The organism is uncultured Sphingomonas sp. (genome assembly GCF_964021865.1).
Lineage (GTDB): Bacteria > Pseudomonadota > Alphaproteobacteria > Sphingomonadales > Sphingomonadaceae > Sphingomonas.
Window position 1 is genome coordinate 1 of sequence record NZ_CAXIAM010000070.1, and the last position, 14,632, is coordinate 14,632.

Here is a 14,632-nt window from a genome sequence, read left to right on the forward strand (position 1 = left end):
TAAACTCGGCCAGCGTCTCGGATGGCAGTCATGAGAGCGTATATCTGTGCCCGTTCTATGTCCTGACCCCTATTCGCGCACCGATCGCCAGCCCGACAATGTCGAGAACAGCTGGACGCCGACCAGCGCCGGGCTGCGCGTCACCGAGACGCTGTTCAAGGATTACGTGACGAAGCGCGAGCGGATCGCGGGCACCGCGGCGCTCGAATGGCGCCCCACCGACGCGACGCGCACTTGGGTGCGCGGCACCTATGCGCGGTTCGAGGATAACGAATATCGCGACCGGATCGGCATCACCTGGAACGCCGATCAGGCCGCACCGGCCGCCGGATCGACCGACACCGCCGCGACCTGGACGAGGACGCGGATCGAAAAGGCGCTGCGCCACCGCACGCAGGTGAACGAGATCAAGACCGTCACCGGCGGCATCGAACAGCAATTGGGCGACGGACAGGTGCGCGCCGATGTCGCGTATAGCGAGACCTCGCAGACCTATCCGCGCCGCGACGAGCTGGTGTTCCGCTCGACGCTGCGCCCGACGCTGTCGTACGATTTCGGGCGCGACACCGATCTGCCGAGCTACTCGCTGTTCACCTCGAACGAGCATCTGCAGCTCGATCGCTACGGGTTCCGCGAGAACAGCTATCGCACCAACACCACGAAGAACGACGAATTCACCGCCCAGATCCGCATGGACATTCCGCAGCCATTGGGCAGCGGCACCGCGACGCTGTCGACCGGAGGAAAGTATCGCGCGCGCAACATCCGCGCTGACGAGGAACGGCTGCGCGACCAGCGCGCGTCGGCCGCGCCGACGCAGACGCTCGCCGGATTGCTGTCCGACGAGGATTCGCGCAACTTCGGCTATGATCTCGGCGACCGGTTCGACACCGGGCTGGTCGACAGCTATTTCGACGCGACCAAAGGCACGGCACAGCGCCGCCTGCCGCAATCGGTGACCGCCGATTACCGCGCGACCGAGAAGCTGTTCGGGCTGTTCGGGATGGGGACGTTCGAATTCGGCGCCACGACGCTGATCGCGGGGCTGCGCGTCGAGGCGACGTCGTTCCGCAGCGAGGCGCCGACCGTGGCGCGCGACGGGACGATCGGCAATGCGCGCGGCGACACCAGCTACACCGATTTCTTTCCCAATCTGACGCTGCGCCAGGCGTTCACGCCGAACCTGATCGGGCGCGTCGCACTGACCCGCGCGATCAACCGCCCGAACTTCCCGCAGATCGCCCCGCGCGTGCTCGAGACGACCGAGGGCAATACGGTGCGCGTCGAACTCGGCAATCCGACGCTGCGCCCGACGCTGTCGAACAATGTCGACGCCGGCGTCGAATATTACATCCGCCCGCTGGGCGTGATCGCGGTCAACGCGTTCTACAAGGACCTCAGCGACTATCGCTACACCGTCACCGGCTTCGGCACGTACAACGGCGTGGCGGGCGCGGTGCTCAGCCGCCCGGTCAACGCGCGCGAGGGCAAGCTCTACGGCGTCGAGGTCAATTGGCAGCAGCAATTGTCGTTCCTGCCCGGCGCGCTGGGCGGGTTCGGCGTGTTCGCCAATTACACCTACACCGCGGGCGACGCGCGCTTCGACACCGCGTTCGGCGGGCGCACGCGCTTCCGCCTGCCCGGCCAGTCGACGCATATGTGGAACGCCAGCCTGTTCTACGAACGTGGCCCGGTGAACCTGCGCGCCGCCTATACCAAGCGCAGCGACTATCTCGACGAGATCAACGCCGATCTGCCGGCGCTCGATCTCTATTGGGAGGGCCGCGGGCAGCTCGACGCGACCGGCAGCGTCCAGCTCACCAAGGAGATCAACCTGTTCGTCGAGGGCAAGAACCTCACCAATTCGGCGGGGGTGCGCTATTTCGGCGAACGCCAGCGCGTCTACGAATATGAGAAGTTCGGCTACACGATCTTCGGCGGCGTGCGGGTGAAGCTGTGAGGCGTTCGCTCCCCTTCGCGCTGCTGCTGGCGGGGTGCGCGACCGCGACGCCGGTCACGCCGCCGACTCCCGACACCGCGCCGACCGTCGCCGCGACCGCGGAGACCGATCCGGTCGACACCGCCGCGGATGCCGCGGACGATCCCGCGATCTGGCGCAATCCCCGCGATCCCGCGAAGAGCCTCGTGATCGGCACCGACAAGCAGGCGGGCATCCACGTCTACGACCTGACGGGCAAGCGCCGGTCGTTCACGCCCTTCGCACGGCTCAACAACGTCGACCTGCGCGATCTCGGCGCGCGGGTGATCGTCGCCGCCAGCGACCGCGCCGATCTCGCGCACGGGCATGTCGCGCTGTTCACGCTCGACACCGCGCGCGCCACGTTGGTCCCGCTCGGCCGCTATCCGTCGGGCGCGGGCGAGGCGTACGGCATGTGCCTGTGGCGGCGCACGCGCGACGGCGCGTTGTTCGGCTTCGTGGTGATGAAGGACGGCCGCATCGATCAGGTCGCGATCGACCTCGCCGCCGCAGCGCCGCGCGTCACCACCGTCCGCTCGATGAAGCTCACGACCCAGGCCGAGGGCTGCGTCGCCGACGATCGCACCGGCCTGTTGTACGTCGCGGAGGAAGACGTCGGGATCTGGCGCTTCGCCGCCGATCCGGATGCGCCGACCACCGCCACGCCGGTCACGCAGGTCGATGGCAAGACGCTGGTCGCCGATGCCGAGGGGCTCGCGCTCGCGCCGCGTGGACGGAGCGGCGGATTTCTCGTCGTTTCCAGCCAGGGCGACAACAAATACACACTCTACCGGCTACCGGACGTCACGTTTGCGGGGTATTTTCGGATCGGTGGTGGCACCATCGACGGTACCAGCGATACCGACGGCATCGAACTGGCGCTCGGCGATTTCGGCCCCGACTATCCCGCCGGGCTGTTCGTCGCGCAGGACGGCGACAACGCGCCCGACACGCAGAACTTCAAATATGTGAGCTGGACCAAGGTGTTGAAGGCGCTGAAACGGCGGTAAACCGCGCTTGACATGGGGTGGGTGAAGGCGGAGCCTTGCGGGTATGACGGGTCCGCTGCTGCTTCTGCTGGCGCAAGTCGCCGCTCCTTCCACCCCCCGCGGAGCCGAAGGACGTCATCGTCGTCGGCCACCGCGCGGAAAAGGAACTCGCGGCCTGCCTCGCGCGGAATTGCCCGCCCGCGCAAGAGGTTGAGGCATCGTTGCAGGCGTCGGTCGAACAATTCGCCGACGGCCGCTACACCGACGCGCGCCGCACGCTGCAACGCGCGATCGCCCGCAACAAACGCCACGCCGCCGAACTGCCGGGCCCGGTGTCGAGTCTCTACGCAACGCTCGCGACGGTCGCAGAGCATGAGGGGGATACGCAATTGTGGAAGACCGCGGCGCGTAACAACGTCGTGCTGCTCCGCGAGAAGCTCGGGGAGGCGAATGTCGCCACGATGATCGAGGAAATCCACTTCGCCGACGACATGGTCGGGCTGGGACAGCCGGTCTTAGGTGACGGCATCTACGCCAAAATCCAGCGGCTCGCCGTCGCGAACGGGCAGTCCGGACTGGGCGCGGCTGCGGCGTTCCGGCGCGCGTGGCTGGCGCTCGCCAGGCAGCGCGATCGCGAGGCGATGCGGTTTGCGGACGAAGCGGTGACGCTGGCCGGGCCGCGCCTTCCGATGATGAGACAAATGCGCGAAATCGTGCGAACCCGCATCGCCATCCGCAAGGGCGACGAGGCCGCGGTCGATGCGCTGGCGGAGCGCCTTCGCCAGAGCGTGGTTACGCAACCGGTGTTGCTGTACGCCCCGCCGATCGACGACGTGAATCCACCCCCACGCGACGCCACGTTGACATCGTTGAGCGACGGCGCGATCCGCTTTGCCGATGTCGGATATTGGATCCGTGCCGACGGGCATGTCGACAATGTCGAAATGCTGCGTACCAACGGGCTGGGGCAGTGGAAGCCGGGCATCGTGCGGAATGTCAACGGGCGCCGTTATGCCCCGATGCGCCTGCCCGATGCGCAGCCGGGGCTCTATCGCATCGATCGCTTTACGGTACGCGGCACCGTCGGCATCCCGCCCGGATCGCGCCTGCGCCAGCGCATGGGCAATCTGACGGTGCATGTCGTCGACCTGACCGGAACCGAAGCGATGAGCGAAGCGGCACGTGCGCATATGGCGCAACGAACGGCAGTGACACCGGCACCGTCGCCGCAATAGCCACAGCGTCAACCGCCCTTTTTGGCGGGCCTTGCGACCAGCCAGCTCACTTCGGTGAACGACCTGCGATCCGCCGCGAGCGTATTGATACCGCGGACGTAGGACGAGCCGGCGATCACGAACGTGCAGCGATAGTGCGTCGGCGACACCGCGGTGACCGCCGGCGTGTGGCCACGATCGGCATTCGCGCCGCGGTCCGCGGCGGGGCGTCCGTCGAAGCGGGTGCCGGGCACCGGGACAGTGGCACACGCCCCTGCCCCGGCGTCCCCACATCGCCTCACGCGATGTGCAGATGCTCCATGCCGCCGAAGCGCAGATACTCGGCACTGTGATAACCGTGGCTGACGTCGTCGCTCCACACGTCGGTCGCCAGCACCGCTGGCGCCGCGTCGCGACCGAGCTGGAGCAGCGCAAGCTGCGGATCGTGATCGGTCGGACGATCGCCGCCGAATTCCGCATTGAGGTGCACCGCGTCGAACGACGCGCCGTTCAGCAGCCCGCCGGTCACCAGCATGTTGTCGAGCGCCTGCGCATTGCCCTGGAACATGTAGCTGTAGCGCTCCTCCTCGGGCAGCAGCGAGTTCAGGTTGGTGAACTTCCCGCCCTGCGCCGCGTCGGTCAGCTGGGTCTGCGCCTGTTCGAAATAGAAGCCGTTCCAGTCCCCCATGATCGCGACGTTGAGCGACGGATCGGCGGCCAGCTTGTCGTTGACCCACGCCTTCACCCCCGCGGCCTGTGCGGTGCGCTGCGTATCGCCGGCGTCGAACGGCGGCTGGTTGGCGCCCCACAACGGATCGCTGCCGCCGCGCGAGGTGAAGTGGACGTTGACCGTCGTCAGCTGCTCGCCGTGGAAGTCCCAAGTCGCGGCGAGCGGCTTGCGGCTGTTGGCGTAGGCGTCACCGGTGATCAGCGTCGCGCTGCCATCGACATAACCGACGCGATCGAGGTTGTAGAGATAACCGTTGCGGATGTTGCCGCCCGGCTCACCGCCGGTCGACCCCGCGACGGCCGGTGCGATCTCGATATAAGCATAGCGACCGCCGTTGATCGCGGCGATCGCGTCGATCAGCCCCTGCGCGGTCTTCTGCCCCGACAGGTTGCTGCCGGTACCCGCGCCGTCGGCGTCCTGGATTTCCTGGAGCGCGACGATGTCGGGCGCGCGCAGGTTGTAGACGATGTTGCTGGCGAGCACGTCGAATTTGCCGTCGCTGGTATCGAGATTCTCGACGTTATAGGTCGCGATCGACAGGTGCGTCGCATCGCCCGTGAGCGCCGAGACTTCCTTGGCGAGCGTCACGTCCTTGGTGACGCTGACCGCCTCGGTGACGATCACTTCATAGGTGGCGTTGGCGTAATTGACGACGCCGGTCACGCTCGAGAGCTGGTCGCCGATGCTGTACTTGGGGTCGAAACCGTCGAACACCGCGCGATCGGCCTGCAGCTGGATCTTCTCGGGGTTGTAGTCGCCGGGCGAGATCGTGATTCCGCCGCGCGCGTTGATGCCGGTCGCGCCTTCGCCACCCGAGACGACGACATCGGTTTCGCGCCATTGATCGTCGGTGGTGTTCGATACGACATGCGGCGCGTCGAGCGTGACGCGCATCCCCTCCAGCGCTTCCCAGAAGGCGATGCCATCGGTGATCTTCTCGGTCGGGATCGTCAGCCCGCCCTTGCCTACCAGCACCGCGTCGGGCAGCGCATCGCCGAAGCTGTCGACGCTGATCGATGTCGGATTGAGCTGCGTCACCGTCAGCCCGCCGGTGCCGGCGCGATATTCGCTGACGCGGCCCTCGATCGTCAGCGTATCGCCGATGAACACGTCCTGCGGTGCCGACGAGGTGAAGACGAAGATCGCGTCCGAGGTGCGCGCGTCGCCGTCGCCATAATCCTGGATGTAGAAGCCGTTGCTGTCGATCGCAGTGACGACGCCGGTGGTGAGCACCTGCTGCCCCTCGAACGCCGACTTCGCCTCGGTCCCCTGGATCGCGCCGATCGTGCGATAGCCGATGTCGTCGTTGACGATCGTGCCGGTCGCGATCGCGCGGTCGAGCGTCGCGCCGCCGGTCGCGCCCGACAGCGCGACCGAGAAGGTTTCGTTGCCCTCCAGCACGGTATCGCCGACCACCGGCAGGCGGATTGTCGCGCTGGTCTGGCCGTCGGCGAACTGCACCTTGCCCGAGAAGACCGTGCCAGCCGCGAAGTCGCTCGCGTTCGCGCCGTCGGCGCCGCCGGGGAGCGTCACGCTCCAGTCCGCCGCGACCGCGCCGCTGCTGCCGCCGACCCGCGAGACGGTGAAGGCGATGTCGTGCGTGCCGCTGTTGCCCTCGGTCGTGGTGGCGTCGGCGATCGACAGCGCGCCCGGCTGCGGCGCGCCCGCGCCGTTGCTGGTGACGCGAATGTCGTCGATCCCGATCCATTCGTCGTTGCTCGCGGCGTTAGTGGTCATCACGCGCACCTGCAGCGTCGCGACGCCGTTCGCGGCCTCGGGCAGCGTCACGTCGATCGTGCTTTCCTGCGTCGCGGTGCCGCCGCTGGTCGCATCGGCGATATAGGCGGACGGCAAGTCAACCCACGCCGCGGTGTCGTTGAGCCGATACTGGACCGCGACCTGCTGGGTCGCATTGTCCGACGTCCCGTCGATATCGCGGACCGTGGCGGTGAAGTGCACGTCGCTGCGCCCGGTCGCGTCGAGATAGAAGGCCAGGTACGGCGCGTCGGCGGTGCCCGACCCTTGGAGCGCGACGACCGGATTGGCGATCTGGAACTCGGCGACGCCGCCGTTGGTGATCCCGGTGCTGGTCTGGTTCGCGATCACGTCGACGACGTCGCTGGTGCCGGTGATGGTACGCGGATCGGTGCCGGTGCGCGTCGTCAGATCGTCGCCGCGGAAGCCCATGATGCTGGGGACGCGGCTCCAGTCGTCGTCCTTGGTGATCAGCGACGCGTCGCTCCAGTCCTGGACCAGATCGCCGGTGCCCAGCTTCCAATAGTTCGTGCTCATCTGACGACCCCCGTTAACCCGTTTCGTTCGTGAGCGGCCTACTCAGTCATCATGACAGTCGGGTTGCAGATCAGGGACTTGCGACACTTTCACCGTGTCGCGCGACTGCAACATCGCACTGATAGATGCCGCGGCGTTTACGAAGATTAACAGGGGGTTGCGGATCATGAAGCGGATGATGATGGCGGCGGCGCTGGCCGCGGCTGGGGTGATGACGGCGCCGGCGCAGGCGGCGACGGTGGTGCAGGATGCCGGCGGATCACGCGGGACGAGCATCTTCCAATACGGCCCGGTCGGCCAGTCGTTCACGATGGTCGGCACCGCGCTCGACAAATTCGGCTTCCAGTTCCAGACGATCAGCACCGCGCAGACCAATGCCGCGCTGACCTTCTCGCTGCTGGACGGCGACAGCCTGAGCGCTACGGTGCTCAAGCAGGTGACCGGCACGCCGGCCGCGGGCGCGGCGCGTCAGAACTTCTGGTATGATTTCGATCTCGGTGGCCTCACGCTGACCGACGGCGGGACCTATACCGCGGTAGTGAGCGCGACGACCGACCGGCTCGGGCTGGTCTACGGTCCGGCAGCGAGTGCGACCGCCGACGGCTATGCAGGCGGGCAGCTGCTGACGACCAAGCCGGCGTTCAACGCGAACAGCAATTGCACCACCGGCATCTGCGACGCGAACTTCCGCTTCACCAGCAGCGGCGCGACCGGCGGCGCAGTGCCCGAACCGGCGACCTGGGCGATGCTGCTGCTCGGCTTCGGCGCGGTCGGTTATGCGCTGCGCCGCGGGCGCGGCGTGCGGGTGGCGCGCCAACTGGTATGAGATTGGGAGGGGAGCCGGTGTGGCTCCCCTTTATCCCGGAGCGATCGATATCGACCTCCGGGCTATACTCAGGATAAGAGTTGATCTCGCGGCAGCGCGGACGACGCGGAGATGTACCGCGTGGGGCATGAAGAACAGTGCGCGTCGAGTAGAGGCGGAGTCCCGGAGCAAGTCCGGGCGACGGACATCGGGGTGGGGCGTCTTCAGGCGAAGTCACCCAGGTCCTCGGCCTCGTCATCGGGCAGATCGGCCGGCTGTTCGTCGTCGGCGGGAAGATCGTCGGGGTCGGTCATCGTCATGCTCCGGCTGTACACCCGGTCAACGCCCCTGCCCGCGCCGCGTTCAGTCGCCGATCGGGCTTTCGCCGTGTTTGCGCAGCACGTCGTTGAACGCCTCGGCCATCAACGCCTGAAGGCTGCGGCCCTGCCGTCGCGCGAGCATGTGCATCGCCAGCGACATGTCGGGCGAGAAGAAGCCCGCGATCTGCTTGCGGCCCTCGCGGCTGACCGGACGCGTCGAGACGGGGGCGGGCTCGGGAAGCGGCGCAGGTGCGGCGACCGGCGCTGGCATGGGGGTCGCCCTGACGCGCGGGGCGGGTGCTGCGGCCGGGGCCGGAGTCGCGGTGCCGCGCAGATTGGCGAAACTGGGCTTGCGGCTCATGCGGCGACCTTCTTGCGGAAACGGGGGGCGGGCATGTCGAGCTGTCGACACACCCATTTGTACAGGTCGCGCACGTCCTGCGCGGCGCGGCCGTTCGGCTCGGCTTCCATGACGGTGCGTCCCTCGGCGCTGGCGTGGCGGAAGGCGGCGCGGTCGGGGAGCAGCACCGGGCACGCCGGGGTGCCGTAGCTTTCGACCAGCTCGCCCGCCTCGGCATAGACGCGCGGCGCGTTGGGGCTGCCAGCGCTGAACACGACGAACGCGGGCTTGCGGAGCAATTGCACCAGCTTGGCGCTGGTCTGGATCGCGGCGAGATCGAACGCGCTGGGGCGGCACGGGATCAGCACCAGATCGGCGACCTCGACCGCCGCGCGCGCCGCGCTGTCGGCGTGCGGCGGGGTGTCGATGACGATCACCTGCGCGCCCTGCTCGCCGGCCTGCTTCACCTTGGCGGCAAGCCGGGGCGGCGGGCTGTCGATCACCTCGGGGGGGGCGTCCTGTCGCCACGCGGCCCATTGGCTGGCGGTAGCCTGCGGATCGGTATCGATGATGAGCGACACCGCGCCCGCATCCTGCGCCGCGGCGGCGAGGTGCAGCGCGAGCGTCGTCTTCCCCGCCCCGCCCTTCTGGCTGATGATCGCGATCGTAGGCATAGCGCTATTCCTACATGTCGTGGTGTCGACATGGCAACATGAATGGGCGTCGACAGCATGGATTTTGTGGCGACCCGTTAACCATTCGCCAAACCCTACATCGTACAGCAAGTGTGAGGCGGCTCGCAGGCGGGCGGCGACGATATGGCAGGTGCATGACCCAGGCGGCGACGATCAACGCGACGATGACCCGCTGGACGCTGTACGACTGGCTCGGGATCGTGCTGGGCGTCGCGATGCCGGTGCTCGCGGCACTGCTCTACCCGACCTATATCCACCGGGTCGATCCGGGCTGGGCGGAGTGGACGCGGCTGCTCGAATTGCCGTTCGTCGTCGCCGAGCTGTTTACAATTCAGATCGCGGTGCGGCGCGGCTATCGCGACGCGGCGCTGTGGCAGGAATTGCCACGCGACGTAAAGCTGGCATTCGGGCTGCTCGCGACCGGGCTGACGATCGGCAGCGTATTTCGTTCGCACCATCCGTTCGATTCCGTGCTGATGTCGCTGATCACGCTGGTCCATCTGCGCTTCTGCGCCGCGATCCACTTTCTTGCGCGTGGCGCGGCGCAAGCCGACATCCCCGCACTGTTCCGCTGGCTGACGCTCGGGCTGGTCGCGCTGGCGGTGCTAACGGTGTGGCGGTTCCAGCTGCCCCCGCCCGCGGCGAGCGTGCCGGGCGGGGTGATCGAATGGGGCTCGGCGCTGCCCGGCTTCATCAACGTGCGGCATTTCGGATCATGGACCGGTGCGATCGCCGCGGGGCTGATGCTGGAGCTGCTGTATGGCGAGGAAGAGGATCAGCGTGCGCTGTCGCTAGCCTATCTGTTCGCGGCTGGACTGACCTGCTGGTCGGGGACGCGCGCGGCGGTGCTGGCGCTGGCCGTAGTCGCCACGATCGCGCTCGTCAGTCTGCGTCGCTGGCCGACGCGTGCGCACATGATGCGGGTCACGGCGCTGAGCGTGCTTGCGCTGGCGCTCGCGTTGCCGTTGTTGCCTGATAACGGAGACTTCTATCTCTATGCGACCGGTGATGCGCAGAGCGCCAATGCGGTAACCGGCCAGCGGCTCGACTTGTGGCAGGCAACCTTCGCGCGATGGCTCGATGCGCCGCTGTTCGGCTGGGGTTCGGGGTCGACCTTCTGGGAAGTCTATGTCGGCTGGACGCACACGCAGCCGCACAATGTCGTGCTGCAATTCCTGATCTCGTGGGGCGTCGTCGGTGCGGCGGGCGGGTTGTGGCTGCTCGGGCGCGCGATCGTCGCGACGCACAGGACGGGCATCGACGACGCCCGGCTGCTGCCGCTGACCGGGATGCTCTATTCGCTGCTGTTCATGAGCTTGCTCGAAGGGATGCTCCATTATCCGCGCTTCATCATGATGATCGCGGTCGGCTTCGCGGTGCTGTTCGCCGAGCGCGAGCGGTCCGGAGCATCACTGCACCACCCCGCCTGAACCGCGGAACCCCCACAGGCTCTTGCCCAGATCGAGCTGATTAGCGCGCGCCTTCGCCAGCATGCCCGCGAAATAGGCGCCGGTGGTGACGCGGATGTCGCCGCGCGCCTGACGTTCGGCGGTGATGAACATCGCGATCGCCGCGCCGTCGCGTCCCAACCGCTCGACCGCATCGACCCAGGTGTCGGTCCGGATGCCGAGATCGTGGCGGAGCCGCGCTGCGGCGGCGTGAAGGTCGGGCCAGCCGGGTCGCGGCGTCGTGACGTACATCGCCGCACCCGGAAATATTGCGAGCAGATCCGCGGGCCGTGCCTTGAACACGCTTCTGGACGGCGACACCGGGGCCGACGCCGCGGGAGGAGCGGAACGCGTCGGATCACAACTACGCTTTCGCAGGCCTGTTACAGAGTCTGCAGAAGAGGATTTGGTTTGTATATGTATGGCGGGTGCAGTTTTTGACCCCGACGCGTTACTTTCTGTAGGGAACATATAGGTGTCAATCGTGGCACCAATCATCTGTTCGAGTGCCGGCAACCGATCGAGCGTTGCCTGATAGGTCTGGCTGTCCTGCGCGCGCCGAGCCGCCGCAGCCTCATCGGCGATCTCGTCGATCGCCTCCTGCAACGCCAGCCAGTGCGCGCCGGTCAGCCGCAGATCGGCAGCCTGCGCGAGCACCTGCCCGACCAGCCGCCGCGTCCGCGCGATCGCCAGCCGGCCTTCCTTGAACAACCGCGACTGCGCTGTCTGCGCCTCGGCAAGCGCGGCGAGTTCGGCGAAGCGGATACGGAGCGGCGACAGATCGAGCCCATAGGCCGAGGTGATCGCCCCCGAGGCGTCGCGGCGCCCGGTGCGGCGACCATGCGCGCTGTCGTGTGCGGCGACCAGCCCGAGCGCGCGCAACTGGCGCAGCCGCGCCTTGATCGCGCTTTCGGTGACCCCGGCGAGTTCGGCGAGCGTGTAATTGCTCGGCCAGGCGAGCGGCGTCCTCCCCTCCTTCCAGTCATCGGGGCGGGTGAAGCCGATCAGATGCTTGAGCGTCTCGAGCGCGGGCGTCCCCAGCCCCAGCCCCACCTTCGCGCCGTCGAGCACCGGATACAGCCGGTTGCGCTCGACCGCGCCCGCGGCGGGCGCGCGCGCTTCCAGATCGCGCACCAGCCGGCGCGACCACGCGGTGATCGGCCGCGCCCCCGTGGCCCCGGTAAAGGCCGTCTGGGTACAGGTCATCGTTCGTCCCCTCACGCAAGGGGCCGTCAGCAGGCAAAAACAGAGCGTGGCGCGAAGCGCGCTCCCTTGAACCGGAGTTCGTAAACCGCTAGATGGAAGGTCGTTCGTTAGGACCGGTCAGCGTTTGGCGACGCTGCCATATAGCAATCTCGGGTGCCCGGCCTTCGTGCCGGGCATTCGTTTATGTGCTCACAGCCAATTTCCCCATCGGCGGTGCGATCGCGCATCCGCCTCCTCCTCATCTTTGTGGCGGGCGGTCCCGATGTAGGAAAGCGCGAATATTCGTGCTTTCGGGCGGAAAACCGGACGAATCCTCGTGCTTTCGGGCGGGAAACCACGCGTGGTACGAACAGGATCACGCCGCCCTGACCTGCGATCGTTCGTGCTTTCGGGCGGAAAAGACCCCCGCAACGCTTCCTTTGCGCCGGCGTCGGCCGCGAATCACTTTGTGCGGAGCGAAATCCGGGCGTCGAAGACCCAAATCGGACGCAGAAGGGCCGCAAACCGGCGTCGGGCGCGCGCTCGTGCTTTGGCGCGGAAAACCGTCAGGGTGGTTCGTGCTTTCAAGCGGAAAACCCTTGCCCTGCCCCGACGGACAGCGTCAGTCGGCGTCGGGGGCGTTCAGCGCACCGCGCGGGGGCACGGGCGCGGGCGGGCCGACGAACTGGAGCTTTTCGTCGTGCGTGATCGTGACCATCGTCGTCAGCCGCGGCCGCCCGCCATTCGGCCCCGCCTCCTTGTGGTCGGTGAGCGCGAGCAGATATTCGGGGATCGACTGGTTGCGCACCACCTCGCGCAGCGTGCGGCGGAAATTCTCCAGCGACCGCGGTTCGAGCGAGCACCCTACCCTGCCCGCCAGCTCGACCGCGTCGATCTCGAAGCGCGCGCCGTCGACGCAATTGAACTTCGCCAGCTCGTACAATCGCCGCTCGATCGGGCCGAGCTTGAAGAAATCGTCGTGATAGGCCGCGATGCGGCGATCGGTGAGGATCGCGCGGTGCAGCCAGTCGCACAGCATCACCTCGACATGCTTCACGCGCCGCTCGCCATTGGGAAGCTTGGTATATTTGATGTCGGCCTTGAGCAGCCACGAGAAGGCGCTGTCGGACCCCTCCCCACCCGTTTCGATATTGGTGATGATCTGCGTGCCCTGCAGCCGCGCCAGCGACGCCTTGAGCGCGCTGTACGACCGCGCCGAGGCGTTGGTGCCGGTCATCCGGAACAGATCGTTGGCGGTGAAGCTGAGCGTGCGGTCGACCGTCTCCCCCGCCTCCAGCCGCCCGACCATGATGCTGGCGATATAGAGCAGGATTTCCTTGTCGTAGATCGTCGCCACCCCGGTCTTGCTGGGGTTGATCTCGATCCGCGCCGCCTCGCTCTCGAAGGTCATCGGCTCCATCTGCGCGCGCTTGGTGAGCGCGAAGAACGGGAATTCGGCGACGGTGCGCTCGCCCTGGATATCGCCGAGCAGCGGACTGTCGAGCCGGAACAGATCGCCCTGTGGCGGGATGACCTTGGTCATGGGTGCGGCTCCGTGCGCGTGCGCCGGACACGTTCGTGCTTTCGGGCGGAAAACCCCTGCCCCGCCATGCGGAGCGTCGCGGGGGGTGGCGTGCGCATGGGGCGGATTTACCGGGGCGCGGGCGGGCGTGTCAAACGCCAGCGGACGGCGCGGTTCGGGCGGATGTTGGCGAAGGTGGCGCAAAACGCGGTATAGCGCAGGCAGTGTCGACGTGTCGGCACGTCGAATAGTCTACATGTCGGGGAATTGACGCTTAAGCTGTCATTGCGAGCGTAGCGAAGCAATCCAGTGCCGGACCAGGACGCTCTGGATTGCTTCGCTACGTTCGCAATGACGAAAGTGGGCGCGACATGTCGACACACCGACACGTCGATCACAGCGGCAGCCCGAAACGCGGGCCAGCCAGGGCGGTGCCGCCCACGGAGAAAAGGGGATGTGTCGATGTGTCGACGTATCAATGTGTCGACACATTTAAACCATACTGGCTCGCAATGTCGCCGTAGCGAGGTGCAGCGGGTCCAAGCGTCGCCGCAGCGCGGCGCCGGAAGACATTGCAGCGGCGATGTCGACATTTCGACACATCGACAAGGCGGGCGGTCGCTGCGCGCGCATCCAATCATCCGGTGGACCGGAAACACGCTTCATTGCCCCGTTGTCTGAAAGACCTGTATTGTCGTCGGTGTGTCGGACTGTCGACATGCATAGCCGTCGATAGGGCATATGGGATCGACAGTGTGAAGCAGTCCAGCGCCGAACCCGGACGCCCTGGATTGCTTCGCTACGCTCGCAATGACGACCGGTGGGAGGGCGGAAGGAGATGTCGGCGTGTCGTCATGTCGGCGTGTCGACGTCGATCGCCGGATAGCGGAGGGGAGGGGCCTCCAAGAACGAGCCTTGAGGCTGATCGATCTGGCAGTGTCTGGCGAGAGGCTGAAGAAGGTGGGTTCACGCGGAGGCGCAGCTGACGCGGCGGTTTGCGTTCGCCGCCCCCCCCCCCCCCCGGGGGGGGCGGGGGGGGGCGGCGCGGCACAGGGGGGGGGCCGGCCGGGTGGCCGAGGGCGGGCCTGCGTCCCTATGATTAACGTCGCGCGGA

Annotated in this window: 11 protein-coding genes; 5 read left to right on the forward strand and 6 right to left on the reverse strand. The window is 67.1% G+C overall.

The window, feature by feature from the left end; genetic code table 11:
* Nucleotides 1-46 precede the first annotated feature (46 nt).
* The 3 genes from AADI75_RS14560 to AADI75_RS14570 all read left to right on the forward strand — a co-directional run bounded on the left by AADI75_RS14560 (nucleotide 47) and on the right by AADI75_RS14570 (nucleotide 4,202).
* Complete coding sequence (locus AADI75_RS14560; RefSeq protein ID WP_341209727.1) at nucleotides 47-1,960, forward strand: TonB-dependent receptor; 1,914 nt, start codon at nucleotides 47-49, stop codon at nucleotides 1,958-1,960.
* Nucleotides 1,957-2,988 (forward strand): phytase, encoded by a 1,032-nt coding sequence (locus AADI75_RS14565; protein WP_341209728.1) that lies wholly within the window; start codon nucleotides 1,957-1,959, stop codon nucleotides 2,986-2,988. Before AADI75_RS14560 ends, AADI75_RS14565 begins: the two co-directional genes overlap by 4 nt.
* A gap of 200 nt (nucleotides 2,989-3,188) precedes the next feature.
* Nucleotides 3,189-4,202, forward strand: coding sequence for a hypothetical protein (locus AADI75_RS14570; RefSeq protein ID WP_341209729.1), 1,014 nt, complete (start codon nucleotides 3,189-3,191; stop codon nucleotides 4,200-4,202).
* An 8-nt stretch (nucleotides 4,203-4,210) separates the two neighbouring features.
* On the opposite strand, the gene AADI75_RS14575 is transcribed toward AADI75_RS14570, so the two are convergent.
* Nucleotides 4,211-4,435 carry a hypothetical protein gene (locus AADI75_RS14575; RefSeq protein ID WP_341209730.1) on the reverse strand — a complete coding sequence of 75 codons (225 nt, stop codon included), beginning with the start codon at nucleotides 4,433-4,435 and terminating at the stop codon, nucleotides 4,211-4,213.
* 44 nt (nucleotides 4,436-4,479) lie between these two features.
* Complete coding sequence (locus tag AADI75_RS14580) at nucleotides 4,480-7,203, reverse strand: endonuclease/exonuclease/phosphatase (RefSeq protein WP_341209731.1); 2,724 nt, start codon at nucleotides 7,201-7,203, stop codon at nucleotides 4,480-4,482.
* 166 nt (nucleotides 7,204-7,369) lie between these two features.
* On the opposite strand from AADI75_RS14580, the gene AADI75_RS14585 reads away from it, so the two are divergent.
* Nucleotides 7,370-8,029, forward strand: coding sequence for a PEPxxWA-CTERM sorting domain-containing protein (locus AADI75_RS14585; protein ID WP_341209732.1), 660 nt, complete (start codon nucleotides 7,370-7,372; stop codon nucleotides 8,027-8,029).
* 342 nt (nucleotides 8,030-8,371) lie between these two features.
* Here the strand turns inward: AADI75_RS14585 and AADI75_RS14590 are convergent, their stop codons facing one another.
* Nucleotides 8,372-8,599 carry a ribbon-helix-helix domain-containing protein gene (locus tag AADI75_RS14590; RefSeq protein WP_341209737.1) on the reverse strand — a complete coding sequence of 76 codons (228 nt, stop codon included), beginning with the start codon at nucleotides 8,597-8,599 and terminating at the stop codon, nucleotides 8,372-8,374.
* Between the two features lie 86 nt (nucleotides 8,600-8,685).
* Nucleotides 8,686-9,342, reverse strand: a complete 657-nt coding sequence (parA, locus tag AADI75_RS14595) for a ParA family partition ATPase (protein WP_341209733.1) — start codon at nucleotides 9,340-9,342, stop codon at nucleotides 8,686-8,688.
* 155 nt (nucleotides 9,343-9,497) lie between these two features.
* Between parA and AADI75_RS14600 the strand changes: the two genes are divergently transcribed.
* Entirely contained in the window at nucleotides 9,498-10,793 is a 1,296-nt protein-coding gene (locus AADI75_RS14600; RefSeq protein WP_341209734.1) for an O-antigen ligase family protein, read from the forward strand.
* Here the strand turns inward: AADI75_RS14600 and repC are convergent.
* Both repC and AADI75_RS14610 read right to left on the reverse strand, forming a co-directional pair.
* The gene (repC, locus tag AADI75_RS14605; protein ID WP_341209735.1) at nucleotides 10,773-12,017 is read right to left on the reverse strand and encodes a plasmid replication protein RepC; all 1,245 of its coding nucleotides are present in this window, start codon (nucleotides 12,015-12,017) and stop codon (nucleotides 10,773-10,775) included. The genes AADI75_RS14600 and repC overlap by 21 nt on opposite strands.
* A 601-nt stretch (nucleotides 12,018-12,618) precedes the next feature.
* Nucleotides 12,619-13,539, reverse strand: coding sequence for a replication initiator protein A (locus AADI75_RS14610; RefSeq protein ID WP_341209736.1), 921 nt, complete (start codon nucleotides 13,537-13,539; stop codon nucleotides 12,619-12,621).
* Between the last annotated feature and the right edge of the window lie 1,093 nt (nucleotides 13,540-14,632).